Genomic DNA, 18,814 nt, shown 5'->3' on the forward strand with positions numbered 1-18,814 from the left:
GTCGTCCGTGGCCGAACCCATGCGGACGCCGCCGACGCCCACGCCGTCGGTCATCGAGCTGGTCGACCCGGCCGGCAACCCGTACCTGCAGGGCGTCTTCGCGCCCGTCGCCGAGGAGCTCGACGCGGACGCGCTCCAGGTCGAGGGGCACGTCCCCACCGAGCTGCGCGGGAGCTATCTGCGCAACGGCCCCAACCCGCAGTTCACGCCCCTCGGCAGCTACACGTATCCCTTCGACGGCGACGGCATGATCCACATGGTCACGTTCGAGGGGGGTCACGTCCGCTACCGCAACCGGTGGGTGGCGACCCGCGGGCTCGTCGCCGAGCGCCGCGCCGGGCACGCCCTGTACGGCGGCACGTTCACGCCGATCGTGCCCGACCCCGCCCGCATCGGCCCCGACGGCGACCCCAACCCGTTCAAGAACTGGGCGAACACCAACGTCGTCCGCCACTGCGGGAAGGTGCTCGCGCTGTACGAGGGCGGCCTGCCCTACGAGCTGACGCCCGCCCTCGAGACGGTCGGCGAGGTCGACTACGAGGGCCTGCTCCCCACCGCGATGTGCGCGCACCCGAAGCTCGACCCGATCTGGGACGAGCTGTGCTTCTTCCGCTACGACGTCGTGCCCCCGTACCTCGTGTACGGCGTCGTCGGGCCCAAGGGGCGCATCACGCGCACCGAGCCGATCGACCTGCCCGACCCGGTGATGATCCACGACTTCGTCGTCACCGATCAGCACGTCGTCTTCTTCGACAGCCCCGCGGTGTTCGACCTCGACGCCATGACGCACGGTGGCCCCGTCCTGGCGTGGCGCGAGAACCGCGGGACGCGCATCGGCGTGATGAACCGTGAGGGCGACCCGCGCGTCGTGTGGATCCCGGTCGAGGACTGCTACGCGATGCACTTCCTCAACGGCTACACGGAGGGCGAGACCGTCGTCGTCGACTACGTGTACCGCCGCCGGCTCGACCTGGTCGGCTCGTCGCCGGACAACGCGCCCCGCATGCACCGCGCCGTGATCGACCTGAGCCGACGCTCCGTGCGCGACGAGCTCGTCGACCACCGCACCGTGGAGTTCCCGCGCATCGACGATCGCCGCACCGGGTTGCACCACCGTGTCGGCTACGCAGCCGCCGTGACGCATCCCGACGGCGTGAAGGGCGGGTCGTTCGACACGATCGTCCGCTACGACGTCGACAGCGGCACGTCGTCCGAGCACCGGTTCCCGCCCGGCGTCGTCGTGGGCGAGCCCGTCTTCGCGCCCCGGCCCGGCGGCTGGGACGAGGACGACGGCTGGCTGCTCGTGTTCGCGTACGACCTCGCGCGTGACCGCAGCGACCTCGTGATCCTCGACGCCGCGCGCGTGGCGTCGTCGCCGGTGGCCGTCGTGCACCTGCCGGCACGCGTTCCCGCCGGTCTGCACGGCAACTGGTTCCCCGCGGAGTAGGGCGACCCGTCTCGCGCGGCTGGCGGCGGCGCGGGAGGGGGCGCGACGCTGCCCCGGTGGCCGCCGCGGCCCCCGTCGACGAAGACCGCTCCACCCGCGCGCACGCGACTGCGGCCGTGCTCGGCTACCAGCCCGCGCTCGACGGCATCCGCGCGGTCGCGATCGTCATGGTCCTGCTGTTCCACACGATCTACCGCAACAAGGCGCTCTTCGCCGGCGGGTACCTGGGCGTCGACGCGTTCTTCGTGCTCAGCGGGTTCCTGATCACGACGTTGCTGCTGCAGGAGGCGCGCCGCTGGCGCCACGTGAGCCTGCGGAGGTTCTACGTGCGTCGCGCGCTGCGCCTGCTGCCGCTCGCCGGCGCGCTCGCGCTCACCGGTGCGCTCGTGAACCTGACGACGAGCCGCGGCTTCGCGGAACGCCCGTGGCCGGAGGGCGTCGCCAGCGTCCTCTTCTACTTCGCGAACTGGATGCACCTCTGGCAGCCCAGCGCGCTCGGGTTCATGGGCCACGCCTGGTCACTCGCGATCGAGGAGCAGTTCTACCTGCTGTGGCCGCCCTTGCTCGTGCTCCTGCTGTGGCGCCGCGTCGGGCGGTGGCCCCTCCTCCTCATCGCGGTCGCGCTCGCGTGCGGGTCCGCGGCGCTGCGCGCGTACCGCTGGTACACCGTGACGCACCCTGGGCACGCCATGACCGCGTCCGCGTTCGGGCGGTTCGTCCTGGGCCAGCGGGAGTTCAAGGCCGGCGACCACATCTACTACTCGTCGTTCACACACGCCGACGGGCTGCTGATCGGCTGCGCGCTCGCCGTGCTCCTCGTCTCGTTCCCGAGCCTGCATCGCGTCGTGCCCCGCTTCGGTGTCGCCATCGCGACGGCCGGTGTCGTCGCGGCAGGCGTCGTCGTGGCGAAGGCCGGCCCCGCGGGCATCGGGTCGTTCCTGTCCTACTGGGGACTGCCCGTGTTCGAGCTCGGCGTCGCCGCGGTCACGGCGGCCGTCGTCCTGCGACCCCGTCTGCTGCTCGGCCGCGCGCTCGGGAACCCGGTCGCGGTGTGGGTCGGCCGGCGGTCGTACGGGCTGTACGTCATCCACGGCGCGGTGTTCACGCTGCTGGCCCACGTCTTCCACACCGACGGCGTGCTCATCCCGGCGATGTGGGGGCTCACGTTCGCGTTGGCCGCGCTGTCGTTCCGGTTCCTGGAGACGCCGATCCTGCGCCTGAAGGACCGGTTCTCGACCCGCCCCGTCACGCCGTCCCTCGCGACCTGAGCGACCGAGCCCGTCGGTCAGGCGCCGCTTCCGCTCGCCTCGCGGCTCGCTCGCTCCATGGCGGCCATGCCCGCGAGGAAGCCGTCGGGGTCGTTCGTCTTGCCGATGACGATGTCGCGCTGCGCGAGGCCGCCGGGGAACTCGGGCGGGGCGAAGTACTCGAACCCGTCGTCCTCGATCGCGGCGACGATGCTCGCGGCGCACTCGTCGGCCGGGACGAACGGCCCGTCGTAGAGCGCGGGGTCGTTGCCGGGCTGGTCCCAGATCTCGGTGGCGATCGGCCCCGGGAGGACGAGCTTCACGTCGACGCCCGTGCCGTCGAGATCGATGCGCATCACCTCGCTCCAGCCGCACAACGCGAACTTCGACGCGCAGTACGCAGCCTCGTGCGCGATGCCGATCCGGCCGCCCATGCTCGACACGTTGACGACGAGGCCGCGGCCGCGGTCGAGCATGCGGGGGAGCACCGCGAGCGTCATCGCGACGGGCGAGCGGAAGTTCACCTGCATCACCGTGTCGACCTGGTCGAGGTCGAGACGGGGGACCGGTGTGCGCTTCGGGATGGCGGCGTTGTTGACGAGGCAGTCGAGCCCGCCGAACGCGTCCCACGCCTCGAGGACGACCTGCTGCGCGCGCTCGACGTCGCCGAGATCCGCGGCCCAGGAGGTGGAACCGGGCGTGTGCGCGCGGCACTGCTCGACGACCTGCTCGAGCCGTTCGGCGCGGCGCGCGACGACGCCGACCGTCGCACCCTTGGCGGCCAGCTGCGGTGCGAGCGCGGCGCCGATGCCCGACGACGCGCCCGTCACGAGGAACCTCGCCCCGTCGATCTGCATGCCCGCATCATGACACCGGCGTCAGGTCGGCGCCTCCGGCCTGAACGCGCGCACGCGTCGATCGCGGCGCTCGCGGCGTGCGAGGCTGGCGGCGGATGTCCCGGGACGTGCACGACGGGTCGCGCGACGCGGTCGACCGGAGGACGCGCGCGTCCGTGCTCGGCTACCAGCCCGCGCTGGACGGCATCCGGTGCATCGCCATCCTCATGGTGCTCGTCTTCCACACCGACTGGCACGGCAAGACGCTCTTCCAGGCGGGATATCTCGGGGTCGACCTCTTCTTCGTGCTGAGCGGGTTCCTGATCACGGTGCTCCTGCTGCAGGAGGCCAGGAGGTGGCGCCGGATCAGCCTCCGGAACTTCTACGTGCGGCGCGCGCTGCGGCTCCTCCCCCTCGCGGGGCTGCTCGCGCTCGTGGGCGCGATCGTGAACCGCACGACGTCGGTCGGCTTCGCCGGGCGGCCCGAGTGGCAGGGCGTCGCCAGCGTCGCGCTCTACTTCGCGAACTGGATGCACCTGTGGCGACCGAACGCGCTCGGGTTCATGGGCCACGCGTGGTCGCTCGCGATCGAGGAGCAGTTCTACCTGCTCTGGCCGCCCGTGCTCGTGCTCCTGCTCTGGCGGCGCGCGTCACGGTGGATCCTGCTCGCCGTCCCCGTCGCGCTCGCGCTCGGCTCGGCCGGGTACCGGGCCTACCAGTGGTACGCGGTGAACCACTTCCCGGCGAGGATCCGCGGATTCCTGCCCGCGATGCTCGTCCAGAACGGCAAGGAGTTCCACGTCTCGGAGCGCATCTACTACAGCTCCGTCACCCACGCGGACGGGCTGCTGATCGGCTGCGCGCTCGCGGTGCTGCTCGTCTCGTTCCCGGTCGTGCTCCGGGTCACGCCGAAGGTCGCCGCTCTCGCCGCCGGAGCGGGCACGATCGCGATCCTGCTCGTGATCCACGGCGCGAACGCGCAGCCGCGCACGATCTTCCTCCCGGAGTGGGGCCTGCTCGTGTTCGAGGTCGCGGCTGCCGCCATCACCGGCGCGCTCGTCCTGCACCCGGGCATCCGGATGGCACGGGTCCTGTCACACCGCGCCGCGGTCTGGGTCGGGCGCCGGTCCTACGGCGTCTACGTCATCCACGGCGTCGTGTTCTCGCTGCTGAGCCACGTGATCACCCACGAGTCGGTCCTCGTCCCGACGATGTGGGCGGTCACGTTCGCGCTCGCCGCGCTCTCGTACCGCTACGTCGAAGGTCCGATCCTCCGCCTCAAGGATCGGTTCTCGTCGCCGCGTGTGTCACCGTCGCTCGCGACGTAGGCACGACCGCTGGCTCACTGCCCGGCCTTGTTCTTCGCCAGGCCCTGGAGGAAGCGGCGCAGGAGGTCGTTGCGGTAGGTGACGGTGACGCCCGTGGGGAGCTCGGGTTGGAAGGCGCGCAGGTTCCGGTCGAGCTCCTGCCCGAGCCGCGGGTTCGGCGCGTAGAACTCGAGCCGCTTGTCGAAGCCGCTGACGTTCTTCTCGTCGAGTCGCCACTCGGCCACGAAGTACCAGCTCCGCGGCGTGTGGAACAGCGTGGTCTCGGGATACATCCCGATCGCGACGACGTGCGCGTCGTCGACGAACTGCGCGTTGTCGGCCGTCGTCAGGCGACCGTTGCGCTGCCTCAGCAGCGCGGTGACCTGGTGGCTCCCGAGTCCGAGGAGGTCGAGGAGCCCACCCTTGTGGAACAGCGACACGTACCCGAGCTCGCCCGTGGCGACCGTCCGACCCGCGTAGTACTTCTCGAAGAAGCGGGCCATCTGGTAGCGCTGCTTGTACGTGTTGTTGCTCGCGAGCGGCACGTCGACCACGAGACCGATCTGCACGGTGAACAGCGCCGCCATCACGAGCGCCATGACGAGCGCGGCGGCGGTGTCGAGCCGCGGCGGGACGAGCTCGCTCGAGATCCGCAGCGTGATGAACAATCCCGCGATGATCAGGTACTCCTCGTAGCGCCCGTAGAACCCGAACTGGCCGTACGCCGCGTGGAGCAGCACGAGCACCACGTACGCGGCGGCCATGGTGAACGTCGGCCGCATCGGTCCGACGATCGACGCGACCGCGTACGCGAACGCGACGACGAGGAACAGGCTGATTAGCGGCTGGTGCTGGATCTCCTGGAGCAGCCCGACGAGGTCCGGTGCGAGGCTCACGTGCTGATCGGCGACGGACTTCGCGACGATCGAGTTCGGCAGGAAGCTCTGGCCCATCGCCCTGTTGACGAAGCCGTACACGACGATCGGCAGCCCGGACGCGATCGCGATCAACGCGGACGTGCGCACGCTGGACACCGCGTTCCACCGGGGCGGTGTGTCGTCGCGCTCGCGCCCGAGCGCGGTCGCGACGAGGATCGCCACGACGCAACCGACGGCGAGGAACGCCGTCTCGTAGCGGACGGCCGTGCCGGCGAAGAACAGCGCGAGCAGGGGCCACGTGTTGCGAACGGTGAGCTCTCGTCGCTCGAGCCGATGGAGGACGACGAGGATCTCGACGACGATCGCCGCGTGCAGCGTGTGCTCCATCCCGATCATCGCGAGCGCGGGGATGTACAGCGCGAACACCGTGGTGAAGAGGATGAGGACGACGCCGACCCAGTTGCGGCGCACGCGCGCGAGGAAGCCCTGCTCGGACGCGAACAACCAGAGCAGCCAGGCGGCCGCCGCCATGTTCAGCAGGAGCGGGAGGACGTTCAACGCGAACGGCACGACGCGCGTGAGCACGGCGAGCACCAACGTCCACGCCGGCGACGAGGACGCCGACTCGTACACCCCGGTGGTGACGCCCCACGTCCCGTGGAGCGCGAGCTGCTTCGCCATGCTCATGTGGATGGCCGGGTCGTCGAGCACATAGACGAGATGGCCGTGGTTGCGCACCAGGGATGCGAGGACGGCCACGACCGTCGCGACGAACGCGGTCACGGCCATGAGCACGAACAGCGGGACCGTCGACGCCGCCCGCCCGCCGTCCGGCGTCTCGACCTCGGGCTCCGCCGGGCCCGTCGGCGCCGCTTCCTCGACCTGCACCACGAACCTCCGGGGGCTTCTCTCGGGCGTTCCGGGGGGCCTCAGCGTCGCGCGTGGCGCGCGCCGGGTCCTACGCGATGCGACCGATCGGCCCGGGCGAGGAGCTCGTCGTCACCCGAGCTGTCCCCGTAGGCCCACAGCACGCACGCCGAGCCGCCGAGCCACGCGTCGAGCCGGGCGACCTTCTCCGGACCGCGGCAGTTCAGCCCGGCGAGGCGGCCGGTCAGGCGGCCGTCCGGCCCGACCTCGAGCGTCGTGGCCAGCACGACGTCGAAGCCGAGCTGCGGCGCGAGCGGGTCGAGGTACGTCGTGAGCGAGGCCGAGACGAGGACGAGCTCGTGGCCCTCGTCGCGGTGCCAGCGGACGCGGTCGAGGACGTCGGTCCGCAGGCGCCGCCGGTCGCCCGCGAGCCGGTCGGCGAACGCGCAGCCCGCGGTGGCGAGCTCGGCCGCGTCACGGCCCGCGACGACGCGTTCGAGCAGCGCGACCTTGGCGTCGTCGCGCGACCCTCGTCCGCCGAGCGCGAGCGCGAGCTGCGGCCCGACCGCGGCGAGCGCGGCCGCGACGCGAGCCCGACCGCACGCGTACGCGAGGAACGGGACGAGCGTGTCGCGACGCGTGATGGTGCCGTCGAAGTCGAAGGCCGCGACGACGCGCGTGACGCCGTCTCCCGTCACGTCGGCCGTCATCAGATCGGCAGGCGGCGGAACACCGGGCGGGGGAGATGACGCAGGCCCGACATCACCCACCGCAGCGCGGGCGGGACCCAGACCGTCGTCGCGCCCGACGCGAGGCCGTCGACGATCGCGTCGGCCACCGCCTCCGCGGTCGTGGAGAGCGGCGCGGGCTTCATGCCGTCGGTCATCTTCGTCGTGACGAACCCGGGTCGGACGACGAGCACGTTCGCGCCCGACCCGACCATGCTGTCTGCGAGACCCTGCGCGAACGTGTCGAGCCCGGCCTTCGACGACCCGTACACGAAGTTCGACCTGCGGGCGCGCTCGCCTGCGACGGACGACAGCACCACGAGCGTTCCGTGGCCCTGGTCCCGCAGCGCGTTCGCGACCGGGACCATCACGGAGACCGCGCCGAGGAAGTTCGTCGTCACGATCTGCAGCGCGTGGCGCGCGTCGCGCTCGGCCTGCTCCTGCTCGCCGAGGATCCCGAACGCGACGATCACGACGTCGAGATCCGGGTAGCGGCTGAACGCCTCGCGCACGAAGTGCTCGTGCGACGTGAGGTCCCGCGCGTCGAAGGCGACGACGTCGACCCTCGGCTCGCCCGGCAGCGCGCGCAGCTCCTTGGCCCGGGCCTCCATGCCCTCCGGGTCGCGGCCCGCGAGCACGACGGTGCGGCAGCGCGCCTCGATCAGCTTCCGCGCGGTCGCGAGCCCGATGTCGGACCCGCCGCCGAGCACGAGCACGGACTGCACCGCACCGAGTGCGTCCTTCATGTCTTCTCGCTCACTCCCTGCGGCTCGCGATACCCGAGCCGCGGCCGTTCGTTCGCTGGCGAGCTCCCGACGCTTGCTGCGCTCGCTCTGGTCGCCGCATCACAACGCGAGGCGTCGCGCGAGGTCGGACTGGAAGACGTGGTCGGGGTCGAGCTTCGCCCGCACCTCCCGCCACTCGTCGAGGCGAGGGTACATGCGGCCCAGCAGCTCGGGTCGCACCCGGGAGTCCTTCGCCAAGTAGACGCGGCCGCCCGCCTCGACGACGAGGTCGTCCAGCCCGTCGAGCAGCGCGCCGAGACCGGGATCGCCCGCGGGGATGTCGAGCGCGAGCGTCCACCCGGGCGCGGGGAACGACAACGGGCCGGGGTCGGCAGGACCGAACCGCTTGAGCACCGCGAGGAACGACGCCGCGCCGGCGGCGCTGAGGCGCTCGACGGCCATGCGCACGGCGTCCTCGGCGCCGAAGGGGACGACGAACTGGTACTGGAGGAACCCCGTCGACCCGTACATCCGGTTCCAGCCGTCGACCATGTCGAGCGGGTGGAAGAAGCCGCTGATGGTCTCGATGCCGCCGCGCTCCTCGCGCGGTGCCTTGCGGAACCAGACCTCGTTGAACGCGCGCATCGTCAACGGGTTCACGAGCCCGCGCGGCACCCAGGGCGGGGTGGTGACGAGCATGCGCGGGTCGAACGCGCGCGCGGTCGCGCGCTGCTTCGGTGCGAGGTCGTCGAGGCGCGCGTGGTCGCCGCGCGTGAGCACGGAGCGGCCGAGCGACTTGCCGCGCGCGAGACAGTCGATCCACGCGACCGAGTACCGGTACTCGTGGTCACGGGCGGCCATGCGGCTCATGAGGTCGTCGAGGTCGCTGCACCGCTCGGTGTCGACGCGGATGCGCGAGGTCTCGATCGGGAGCAACCGGAACGTCGCGTCGAGGACGACGCCGGTGAGACCCATCCCGCCCGCGGTCGCCCAGAAGATCTCCGGCTGACGGTCGGGACCGACGACGAGCCGCTCGCCGCTCGCCGTCTGCAACGTGATCTCCGTGACGTGCGTGCAGAAGCTGCCCTCGGTGTGGTGGTTCTTGCCGTGGATGTCGGCCGCGACGGCACCGCCGACGGTCACGTAGCGCGTGCCCGGCGTGACGGGGACGAACCACCCGAGCGGCACGAGCCGCCGCATGAGCTCGTCGAGGCTGGTGCCCGCGCTCGCCCTGACGACGCCGTGGTCGAGGTCGAGCGCGCGGACGCCGTGCAGGCCCGTGAGGTCGAGCACGTCCCCGCCGGCGTTCTGCGCGGCGTCGCCGTAGCTCCGACCGAGGCCGCGGGCGATCGTGCCGCGCTCGGGTGCGGCCTCGATGGCGTGCGCGACGGCGTCGTCCGAGCGCGGCCGGCGGACGCGCGCGCCGCTCGGCGCCGTTCGTCCCCACCCGGTCAGGACCTCGGTCGTCGCGCGCACGTCAGGCGACATAGATCCCGATCGCGACGACGATCACCCACGCGAGCCCCATGAGCTGGAGCGCGCGGTCGCCGAGGACGATCTCCTCCGGCGCGGCGCCGCCACCCGACTCGAGCACGAGCGCGTACCGCAGCACGCCGAGGACGAACGGCACGATCGACAGCTCGAACCACGGCACTCCCGCGTGACCGCGTGCGCGCTCGAACGCCCACAGGCAGTACGCCACCATCGTGACCGCCGAGCTCACCGCGGTGACGTGACCGAGGTACGCGGTCGTGTACTGCGCGAGCGTGCTGCGCACGTCCGCACGCGACGCACCGAGCTCGCGGTGCTCCGCCAGGCGCTTCCCGGCCACGACGAACAGCGACCCGAACGACGCGACGATGAAGAACCAGTTCGAGATCGGGACGTCGACGGCGACGGCGCCCGCGATCATGCGGAGCACGAAGCCCGCCGCGACCATGCCGAGGTCGAGCACGGCGACGTGCTTCAGCCACATGCTGTAGCTCGTCGTCATCATCACGTAGCACGCGATCACGACGGGGAGCCGCCAGTCGGCCGCGAAGCCGACGCCCACGGCCGCGACGATCAGGACCGCGCCCACGACCTTGGCCGTCGTCACGCCGACGAGACCGGCGGCGACAGGGCGGCGCCGCTTCGTCGGGTGCCGGCGGTCGGCCTCGACGTCGAACGCGTCGTTCAGGAAGTAGGTGCCGGCCGCGCCGAGCGTGAACGCGGCGAACGCGATGAACGTGTCGAGCAGCGCGTGGCCGTGGGACAGCACACCGGCCGCGCCCGGCGCCGCGGCGACGAGCACGTTCTTGACCCACTGGCGTGGCCGGGCGGTGCGCAGCAGCGCCAGGGCGCGCGACGGCCGGCGCGGCATGGCGTCACCGTTGAGCGACAGCCGCGGCAGCGAGCTGACGCGCTCGGACGCCCCGAGCTCGGTCCCGGTCTCCTCCGGCATCGTGTCCGTTCTGCGCGCTGTCCGCGCGGGTGCGTTCTGCGGCGGAGCCCCAGACTCTATCTTTCGGCCCACCCGCTTTCGGCCCGCCCGCCGGCAGATCCGCCGCCGCCCGGGCCCCCCGTGCCCTCGAGCCGGGCGCGCGACTCCGCCGCCGCCCACGAGAAGATGCCCTTCGACATCGTCGACGCCTCGACCTCTGCCCGCCGCGCGAACACGTCGGCCCGGACGCCGTGGACGCCCGCGTCGTCCGGTGCGGCGGCCGCGGCCCACTCCGCGAGGTGCCCGGCGAGCCGGAGGTCACCCGCGGCTGCGAGCTGTGCGGCCCGTTCCGCGAGGCGTGCGGCACCACCCGCGAGCCGCGCGACCTCGGTCGCGACGGCGCGGTCGGGCGCGGGCTTGAGACGGGCGGGGTTCCCGTCGTACCAACCGCCGTAGAGCCGCCAGACGTTGTGGACCACGAACTCCGGCTCGTCGTAGATCGGTCGCAGGTACGGGCGTTCGAGGAGCTCGGGCGGTGCCTTCACCGTGTGGACGATGTCGTCGAGGCGCGCGCCCTCGTTCATGAGCACGAGCGTCTGGTCGTGCAGCGACTCGAGCAACGACGCGGTGTCGTCGAGCGCGCGTTGCACGCGGTCCGCGCCGACGATCGGGAGGCCGTGGCCCGGCAGCAGCAGCTCCGGGCTCAGCGCCGCCATCTCGCGGAGCGCACGAGCCCAGTCGAGCGGGTACCGCTGCACCTTCTGCGGGTTGCCGCAGTTCGGCGAGGCCCAGATGAACAGGTCGCCGGTGAGCAGCGTGCGCCGGTCCGGAGCCCAGACCCACGTGTGGTCGTCGGTCTCGCCACGCGCGTGGTGCAGCTCGAACCGCTCGCCGCCGAGCTCGAGCGTCAGCGCGTCGCGATACGTCTCGTCCGGATAGCGGTACTCCGTCGGCCACGAGAAGCCGGCGGCCTGGAACTGCCGGGCGTTGATGATGCCGTTGTATCCCGCAGTCGCGACGTAGCGCGCGAACCGGTCGGCGATCGCCTCGTGCGCGATCACGCGCGGCGGTGCGCTCCCGTCGTGTCGCGCGTCGGCCTCGTAGCGCTCGACGCCGAAGCAGTGGTCGATGTGCCCGTGCGTGAACACGATCGTGTGGACGGGCGCACGGCTCCACGCGCGCAGCACGTCGTGCACGCGCTCGGACATGAACGTGCTGCTCGTGTCGACGACGAGGAGCCCGTCGTCGGTCGTGAGCGCGCTCGAGTTCGAGAACGCGGCGACGAACGCCCCGCCGTCGAGCTCCGCGAGCTCGCCGAAGAGCCGGAACGGGTGGTGCGCGGCGATGTCGAGGTCGCCGGTGAAGAGCTTGTCCGCGATGTCCAGGAGCTCCGTCATGCGCCGAGTCTCGCAGCGTTCGTTACGGTGCCGCCCGTGGTCCGTGCCCGTCGAGAGCTGGTCGAGGCGAGCGAGGAGCTCGCGCGACGCGACCCGGCGTTCGCGCCCGTCGTCGAGGCCGTCGGTCCGTGCACGCTGCGCAGCCGGCGTCCGCCGACGACCGACTTCGGACAGCTCGCCGCGTCGATCGTCTACCAGCAGCTCGCGGGGAAGGCCGCGGCCGCGATCCATGCGCGCTTCACGGCGCTGTTCGACGGGCCGCCGACCGCGGACGCCGTCCTGGCGCTGCCGGTCGACGCGTTGCGCGCCGCGGGTCTGTCCGGCGCGAAGACGGCGTCGATACGCGATCTCGCCGAGAAGGTCCGCGCCGGCGTCGTCGAGCTCGACCGCATCGGCCGCCTCGGCGACGACGACGTCGTGCGCGAGCTGACGAGCGTGCGCGGGATCGGCCGCTGGACGGCGGAGATGTTCCTGATGTTCCAGCTCGGACGGGTCGACGTGTGGCCCGTCGACGACTACGGCGTGCGCAAGGGCTACGCGCAGCTGCACTCGCTCGACCCCCTGCCGAAGCCGCGCGAGCTGGATGAGATGGGAGAGCGCTACCGCCCGTTCCGGTCGGTCGCGGCCTGGTACTGCTGGCGGGCGGTCGACACGGTGACCCCGGACGCGTCGTGAGCGCGCGTCGGAACCGGGCCTCGCAGGACCCGGTTCCGACGCCCCTGTCCGGTCTCGCGCGGCCGCGGCGCATGGCTCGCGGCGGCGCGTCCGCCGGTTTCGTCTCTCCTCGGCAGATCGGGCCCGTTCCTGCAGCATTCGCGGCGGATTCGTCGCGGTTCGGGGCGGTAGCGTGCCGCGGTGGCGCTCGACCCCGCGAACCTCGAGGCCGCCGGGCTCTACGACCCGGACGCGCCGAACGCGGCCGGCCGGCTCGCGCTGCTGGAGTGGATCGGCGAGCAGGGCATCACGATCGAGGAGATGCGGGCGGCGGTCGCCGAGCGCGGCAGCCTGACGGGGCTCGTCGGCGACCGCGTCGTACGCCCCGGCGCGCGCCTGACGGTCGCCGAGGCGGCACAGCGCAGCGGCAACACCGTCGACGAGATCCAGCGCATCGTGCAGGCGAGCGGATCGCCGCCGGTCCCCGACGGCGTGGGCGCGTTCACCGAGGCGGACGTCGACTCGTTCTTCGTGTTCCGCGTCGCCGCCGAGATGTTCGGGTGGCCGGCGACGCTGCAGTTCACCCGGGTGATGGGCGCGTCGCTCGCGCGCATCGCCGAGGCCGCGGTGTCCCTGTTCCAGGTGAACGTCGAGTCCCGGCTCGTCGACGCGTCCGCCGGGGAGCTGGCCCTCGCGCAGGCCAACCTCGACGCGACGCGCGGGTTGGACGGCGTGTCGCTCGTGCTCGACTCGCTGTTCCGCCAGCAGGTCGAGCACGCGATCGAACGGTCGCGCGTGGCGCGCGGCGGGGAGTCGCTCGGGACCGCGCGGATCGCGGTCGGCTTCGTCGACCTCGTCGGGTTCACGCCCCTCTCGCTGGAGCTCGACGCGCCCGGGCTCGCCGCGCTCGTCGAGGACTTCGAGGCGCGTGCCGCGGACGTCGTCGTGGCGCACCGCGGCCGGGTGGTGAAGCTCATCGGCGACGAGATCATGTTCGCCGCGGTCGACGCCGCGACCGCCTGCGAGATCGCGCTCGCGCTCGTCGACGAGTTCCGCGACACGGACGGCGTCACGCCACGCGGCGGGCTCGGCTACGGCGTCGTCGTCACACGGGGCGGCGACTACTACGGCCCGGTCGTGAACGTCGCGGCCCGGGTCGCGCAGCTCGCCGTCCCGGACGAGATCCTCGTCACCGCGGACGTCGCGCGGGCGGCCGGGCCGTCGTTCTGCTTCGAGCCGGCCGGTCGTCGCATGCTGAAGGGGTTCGACGGCCCCGTGCAGCTCTTCGTCGTCGAGCGAGTGCCGGCGACGCGCCGCTAGCCTCTCACGTTCATGCCCGCGCACGACTGGGGTCGCGCGAAGCCCCTCGACGACATCGCGGGTGACGTCGCGATCGCGGGCATCGGCGAGACCGCGTACACGAAGGCGTCGGGCCGCACCGCGAAGGAGATCGGCGCGGAGGCGGCCGAGCGCGCGATCGCCGACGCGGGGCTCGATCCCGCGGACGTCGACGGGCTCACGTACTCGGGCGCGTTCGCGGACTTCGACGTCGCCGCCTTCCACGAGCACTTCGGCACGAGTCACGACATGTGGTCGTCGCCGTGGGGCGGCGGCATGACGTGGGCCGGGACCGCGCCCTACCTCGCGGCGAGGGCGATCCGCGACGGGCGTGCCCGGCACATCCTCAACGTGTTCCCGGTCGCGTGGGCGACGCAACGCTCGTCGATGACGGGCGGGCCGGGGGAGACGCACGCGACGCAGCCGCTCAAGCAGAACCTCGAGGTGCCCTTCGGCTGGTTCCCGCAGCCCGTCTACTTCGCCACGATCGCGCGCCGGCACATGCTCGAGTTCGGCACGACGCCCGAGCAGCTCGGCGCGATCGCGGTCGCGGCACGCCGCCACGCGAACCTCAACCCGGACGCCGTGATGCACGGGCGCCCGATGACGATCGACGCCTACCTGTCCTCGCCCCTCCTGGCCGATCCGCTCCGGCTGCTCGATTGCTGCCTCATCTCCGACGGCGGCGCCGCGTTCCTCACGACGTCGACCGAGCGCGCGCGCGACCTGCGGCAGCCGCCGGTGATCGTCGCCGGGGTCGCGGAGGCCGAGCTCACGGGACGGAACGCGCACTGGAGCCAGCAGCGCGAGCTCACGTCGACACCGCAGGTGTTCTCCGCACCGGCCGCGTTCGCGATGGCGGGCATCACGCCGTCCGACGTCGACGTGCTCACGGTCTACGACCCCTTCACGATCGTGTCGCTCATGCAGATCGAGGACATGGGGTTCTGCGAGAAGGGGGAGGGAGGCGCGTTCGTCGACGGTGACACGCTCTTCCACGACGCCGGGAGGCTGCCGTTCAACACGCACGGCGGGCTGCTGAGCCACGCGTACGTGCTGGGCATCGCCCACGTCGTCGAGGTCGTGAAGCAGCTCCGCGGGACCGCCGCCGCGCAGGTTCCCGGTGCCGAGGTCGGCGTCTACGGCGGCTACACCGGCGCGACGACGTCCACGCTCGTGTTGCGGAAGGACGTGTGATGGCGATCAAGCGCGCCGACTTCCCGTTGCCCGACCTCACCGACGAGCGGACCGCCCCGTTCTTCGCCGGCGCCGCGCGCGGCGAGCTGGTCATCCCGCGCTGCGAGGCGTGCGGCACACTCGCGTGGTATCCGATGCCGGCCTGCGACGTCTGCGGCGGCCCGTCGTTCACGTGGACGGCCGTGAGCGGACGCGGCCGGCTGTTCTCCTGGACCGTGGTCGAGCGTGCCTTCCTTCCCGCGTTCGAGGACCGCGTGCCGTTCGTCTCCGGTCTCGTCGCGCTCGACGACGACCCCAGGGTGCGGATCGTGTCGTACGTCGTCGACTGCGAAGCCGACATGCTCACCGGCGACATGCCGGTCGTCGCGACGTTCCGCCCGTTGCGGTTCCGGACGGTTCCTGACCGCGAGGTGGTCGTCCCGATGTTCGTGCCGGCGTGATCGGCGCGCGGCGCGCGCGTACGCTGCGCGCGGGAGGTGCGGCATGAACACGACGGGCAGGGCCGACAGGCGCGTCCTCGCGGTGGTCGCCGCGGTCGCGGTCGTCGTCGTCAGCGCGCTGGCGAGCGCGGGTCCCGCGTTCGCGGAGCACGACCGGCGGCCATCCGGTCCGCCGTACGCGGTCGGGTCGCGCACGACGACGTTCGTCGACACGACGCGCGCGACGCCGCCGAACGGCACGTACCCGGGGGCGCCGACGCGCACGTTGCCGACGCTCGTCCTCTACCCGGCCGTCGGTGACGCGAGCAACGGCATCGTGCCGGGCGCGACGCCGGTCCACCACGGTGACGGCTTCCCGCTCATCGTCTTCTCGCACGGGTTCACCGCGGACGGCTCCGTCTACGCGTCGCTCGCCGCCCAGTTCGTGCGGGCGGGGTACGTCGTCGCGTTGCCGACGTTCCCGCTCTCGAACGGGCAGGCGCCCGGCGGTCCGACGATCCGCGACTACGTCAACCAGCCTGGCGACGTGAGCTTCGTCATCACGCAGATGCTGCGGCTCGACGACACGAAGGGCGACCCGTTGCGCCACGTGATCGACGACGACGAGATCGGTGTCGCCGGGCACTCGCTCGGTGCGATCACGACGCTCGGCGTGGCCGCGAACACGTGCTGCCAGGACCGTCGCATCGACGCAGCCGTGTCGTTCTCGGGCCTGGAGCTGTTCCCGAACGGCAGGTGGTTCGCGCAGCCGACGCCGCCGCTCATGCTCGTCCACGGCAACGCCGACAAGCTCGTCCCGTACGGCGGCAGCGTGAAGGTCTACTCGCAGGCTCCGCCGCCGAAGGTCTTCTTGACGCTCGTCGGCGCGCCGCACACGCCATTCTTCGCGCAGTGGCTCGCGCCCACCGTCAAGACGGTCGTCGACTTCTTCGACGCCTACCTCGAGCACGACCACCGCGCGCTCGAGCGCATCGCGCGCGACGGGAATGTTCCGGGCGTGTCGTTCGTGCAGGAGGACCTCTGCGGCAGCCACGCGCACTGCCGCGACGCAGCCTGACGCCCAGCGCTTCAGATCAGGACCACGGCGTCGTCGGGCGCGCCTGGAGCTCGCCGTCGACGAGGACGTCGACGCGCTCGTCGAAGAACGCCACGTGGCCCCGGATCGGTTCGGCCTCGGGGATGGGCTCCTCGTACGACCACGCGACGTCGACGACCGCGTCGCCGTCCGAGCCGACCGTCCAGTACGAGGCCGCGCCCTTGAACGGGCAGGTCGTCGACGTCTCGGTCGGCGACAGGTCGACGAGCACGTCGTCACGCGGGATGTAGTAACGGGGTGGGAGGCCCGTCTCCTGGAGGATCTTCGGCCGCCGCGTGCTCGCGACGGTGTTGCCCGCGACGCGCACCTCGACGTGGATGTCCCCGTCGCGGATCTCGATGCGGTGTCCCTTGCTCATGCCCGCATCCAACCCCCCCGCCACGCGGCTGCATTCCCTCATTAGTAGTTGCCCCAGTCGGGGTCGGGCTCGCCGGTGTCGTACGCGAGGCGGAGGTTGTCGAGCCACGCGACGCTCTCGGAGAGCCCACCCGGGCGGTTGCGCGCGAGCCACAGCTCGCGGTGCCGATCGACGATCACGTCGAGCTCCTTGGCGAGCTCCCGCCGGAGCGACGCCGGAACCGAGCGCAATGTCCCGTCGCCCTCGAGGCGCGCCTGCGCGTCGCGGCACGCGAGCGACACCAATGCGATCGCGTTCTCCAGCTCGTCGTGCACGAGCGCGCCGTCGGCTCGTTGCGGGCGGGCACGGTCGACGAGCGCGCCCAGCTCCGCCAGCCGTTCCTCGGCGGCCGCGAACTCCTCGCGACGTGCACCGGCGGTGAACTCCGCGCCGACGACGGTCTGCGGGTAGTACAGGTGTACGACGAAGGGCGCGAGGTTCGGGAAGTCGCCCGTCACGAGCGAGTGGACCTCCCCGAGGTCGAGCAGTGCGCGTCCCAGCTCGCCGCCGTGGTCCGCGAACACGTGTGTGTCGAGCGCGGGCGCGAGGTCGAGGTCGCGGTTCGTGTCGAGACACCAGCTCACCGCGGCACCGAACGCGAGGCCGGGCTCCATGACCGGCGCGTACTGCAGGTGACCGAGATCGCCCCAGTCGGTGTTGAGGACGCCCGCCGCGCCGTGCGCGAGCCCCGCCTCCATCGCCTCGACGCAGTTGGCCCGCATGTTGGCGGTGCGCCCGAGAATGCTCACCCAGCTCGACGTTCCGGGGCACACCCAGAACGGCACCCCGGCGGCCTCGTACCCGGCGCAACGGTCGTCGAACGGGTGCCCGGCGTCGTAACCCCACTCGCACACCGTGACGCCACCCGGTACGTGCGCGACGCGCTCGGGCGCCCCGGCGACGACGTCACCCCACATGAGGACCTCGTAGCCGGTCAGCTCGGGCAGCTCGCGCAGTGCACGGATCCACCCGAGGTAGTCGGGGAGCCGCTCGGGCGGCATCTCCCACGGCTCGTCCATGCCGACGTGCACGCGCCGGCTGTCGAACTCCGGCAGCAGCATGTCGAGCAGCTCCCGGACGAGGCGCAGCGACCCCGGCTTCGACGGGTCGATCGTGGTGGGCGGCATCAGCCGGCCCTTCCAGGTGGTCCATCCGTCGGGTGCCATCGCGAGCGGGCGGTACCGGTCGTGGCGCAGCCAGCGCTCCATGTGCCCGAACGTGTTCTGGTTCGGCACGAGCTCGACGTGACGGTCGCGGCAGAAGCGGTCGAGATGGCGGACGTCCTCCGCGGTGTAGGGCGACGCGTCGCGCCACACCTCCTCGTGTCCTGGGTACGCGTACGTGTGCTCCATGTAGAGCTGCAGCTGGTTCACCTTCCACGACGCGAGCCGTTCGACGAGCTCCTCGAGCGTCGCGAGCGTCGGGACCTTGTCTCGCGAGACGTCGAGCATCACGCCGCGCACCGGGAGGTCCGGCCAGTCGCGGATCGTGCACGCGGGGAGCGATGCGCCCTCGGTCGCGACGAGCTGCGCGAGCGTGCGGTGCGCGTAGAACACGCCGGCGGGATCGGCCGCGAGGACCTGTACCCGGTGGTCGCCGATCCTGAGCTCGTAACCCTCGGGCGGGAGCGAGTCGTCGACGTGAACCTCCGGTTCCAAGACCGGGACGCGACCGTGACCGGGCGTGACGTGACGGGGCCGGGGAAGGAGGTTCACGGCACCATCATGGCGTTCGGTTCGGGTGTCGATGCTGTAAGCTGACGCAACTCTGCACAGGGCCAGCGTCGTCCCGGGCAGGTCCCCCCGTTGGATGCGCCGCACCACGGCGTGTTCGCCCGG

The 18,814-nt window shown here is 72.0% G+C and carries 17 protein-coding genes; 8 read left to right on the plus strand and 9 right to left on the minus strand.

Annotation, left to right across the window (positions count from 1 at the left end; translation table 11 throughout):
- The first annotated feature begins 7 nt into the window (after window positions 1–7).
- Entirely contained in the window at window positions 8–1,447 is a 1,440-nt protein-coding gene (locus VFC33_07350) for a carotenoid oxygenase family protein (protein HZR13052.1), read from the plus strand.
- Between the two features lie 56 nt (window positions 1,448–1,503).
- Complete coding sequence (locus VFC33_07355) at window positions 1,504–2,715, plus strand: acyltransferase (GenBank protein ID HZR13053.1); 1,212 nt, start codon at window positions 1,504–1,506, stop codon at window positions 2,713–2,715.
- 17 nt (window positions 2,716–2,732) lie between these two features.
- Here the strand turns inward: VFC33_07355 and VFC33_07360 are convergent, their stop codons facing one another.
- Window positions 2,733–3,551, minus strand: coding sequence for an SDR family NAD(P)-dependent oxidoreductase (locus VFC33_07360; GenBank protein HZR13054.1), 819 nt, complete (start codon window positions 3,549–3,551; stop codon window positions 2,733–2,735).
- A gap of 95 nt (window positions 3,552–3,646) precedes the next feature.
- Here VFC33_07360 and VFC33_07365 point away from each other — a divergent pair, with 95 nt between their 5' ends.
- Window positions 3,647–4,858, plus strand: coding sequence for an acyltransferase (locus tag VFC33_07365; GenBank protein ID HZR13055.1), 1,212 nt, complete (start codon window positions 3,647–3,649; stop codon window positions 4,856–4,858).
- A gap of 14 nt (window positions 4,859–4,872) precedes the next feature.
- Here VFC33_07365 and VFC33_07370 read toward each other — a convergent pair whose 3' ends face one another.
- The 6 genes from VFC33_07370 to VFC33_07395 all read right to left on the minus strand — a co-directional run bounded on the left by VFC33_07370 (window position 4,873) and on the right by VFC33_07395 (window position 11,854).
- A complete protein-coding gene (locus VFC33_07370; GenBank protein HZR13056.1) occupies window positions 4,873–6,603 on the minus strand; it encodes a hypothetical protein in 1,731 nt (576 codons plus the stop codon).
- Window positions 6,604–6,644: 41 nt separating this feature from the next.
- Window positions 6,645–7,280 carry an HAD-IB family hydrolase gene (locus tag VFC33_07375; protein ID HZR13057.1) on the minus strand — a complete coding sequence of 212 codons (636 nt, stop codon included), beginning with the start codon at window positions 7,278–7,280 and terminating at the stop codon, window positions 6,645–6,647.
- Window positions 7,281–7,291: 11 nt separating this feature from the next.
- A complete protein-coding gene (locus VFC33_07380) occupies window positions 7,292–8,056 on the minus strand; it encodes a decaprenylphospho-beta-D-erythro-pentofuranosid-2-ulose 2-reductase (GenBank protein ID HZR13058.1) in 765 nt (254 codons plus the stop codon).
- Window positions 8,057–8,155: 99 nt separating this feature from the next.
- The gene (locus tag VFC33_07385) at window positions 8,156–9,523 is read right to left on the minus strand and encodes an FAD-binding oxidoreductase (GenBank protein HZR13059.1); all 1,368 of its coding nucleotides are present in this window, start codon (window positions 9,521–9,523) and stop codon (window positions 8,156–8,158) included.
- On the minus strand, window positions 9,513–10,478 hold the full coding sequence (locus VFC33_07390) for a decaprenyl-phosphate phosphoribosyltransferase (protein HZR13060.1): 966 nt from the start codon (window positions 10,476–10,478) through the stop codon (window positions 9,513–9,515). Before VFC33_07390 ends, VFC33_07385 begins: the two co-directional genes overlap by 11 nt.
- A gap of 56 nt (window positions 10,479–10,534) precedes the next feature.
- Window positions 10,535–11,854: an alkyl sulfatase dimerization domain-containing protein gene (locus VFC33_07395; GenBank protein ID HZR13061.1), complete on the minus strand. Its 1,320-nt coding sequence runs from the start codon at window positions 11,852–11,854 to the stop codon at window positions 10,535–10,537.
- A gap of 36 nt (window positions 11,855–11,890) precedes the next feature.
- Here VFC33_07395 and VFC33_07400 point away from each other — a divergent pair, with 36 nt between their 5' ends.
- The 5 genes from VFC33_07400 to VFC33_07420 all read left to right on the plus strand — a co-directional run bounded on the left by VFC33_07400 (window position 11,891) and on the right by VFC33_07420 (window position 16,540).
- On the plus strand, window positions 11,891–12,529 hold the full coding sequence (locus VFC33_07400; GenBank protein ID HZR13062.1) for a DNA-3-methyladenine glycosylase 2 family protein: 639 nt from the start codon (window positions 11,891–11,893) through the stop codon (window positions 12,527–12,529).
- Between the two features lie 180 nt (window positions 12,530–12,709).
- The gene (locus VFC33_07405; protein HZR13063.1) at window positions 12,710–13,828 is read left to right on the plus strand and encodes an adenylate/guanylate cyclase domain-containing protein; all 1,119 of its coding nucleotides are present in this window, start codon (window positions 12,710–12,712) and stop codon (window positions 13,826–13,828) included.
- A 12-nt stretch (window positions 13,829–13,840) separates the two neighbouring features.
- Window positions 13,841–15,043: a thiolase family protein gene (locus VFC33_07410; protein ID HZR13064.1), complete on the plus strand. Its 1,203-nt coding sequence runs from the start codon at window positions 13,841–13,843 to the stop codon at window positions 15,041–15,043.
- Window positions 15,043–15,483 carry an OB-fold domain-containing protein gene (locus VFC33_07415; GenBank protein ID HZR13065.1) on the plus strand — a complete coding sequence of 147 codons (441 nt, stop codon included), beginning with the start codon at window positions 15,043–15,045 and terminating at the stop codon, window positions 15,481–15,483. The genes VFC33_07410 and VFC33_07415 overlap by 1 nt, the downstream gene beginning before the upstream one ends.
- A gap of 43 nt (window positions 15,484–15,526) precedes the next feature.
- Window positions 15,527–16,540 carry a phospholipase gene (locus tag VFC33_07420; protein HZR13066.1) on the plus strand — a complete coding sequence of 338 codons (1,014 nt, stop codon included), beginning with the start codon at window positions 15,527–15,529 and terminating at the stop codon, window positions 16,538–16,540.
- A 16-nt stretch (window positions 16,541–16,556) separates the two neighbouring features.
- Here VFC33_07420 and VFC33_07425 read toward each other — a convergent pair whose 3' ends face one another.
- On the minus strand, window positions 16,557–16,937 hold the full coding sequence (locus VFC33_07425) for a DUF427 domain-containing protein (protein ID HZR13067.1): 381 nt from the start codon (window positions 16,935–16,937) through the stop codon (window positions 16,557–16,559).
- Window positions 16,938–16,978: 41 nt separating this feature from the next.
- Complete coding sequence (locus VFC33_07430) at window positions 16,979–18,691, minus strand: family 20 glycosylhydrolase (protein ID HZR13068.1); 1,713 nt, start codon at window positions 18,689–18,691, stop codon at window positions 16,979–16,981.
- Window positions 18,692–18,814: the final 123 nt, after the last annotated feature.

The sequence above is a fragment of the Acidimicrobiia bacterium genome, from assembly GCA_035651955.1.
GTDB lineage: Bacteria > Actinomycetota > Acidimicrobiia > IMCC26256 > JAMXLJ01 > JAMXLJ01.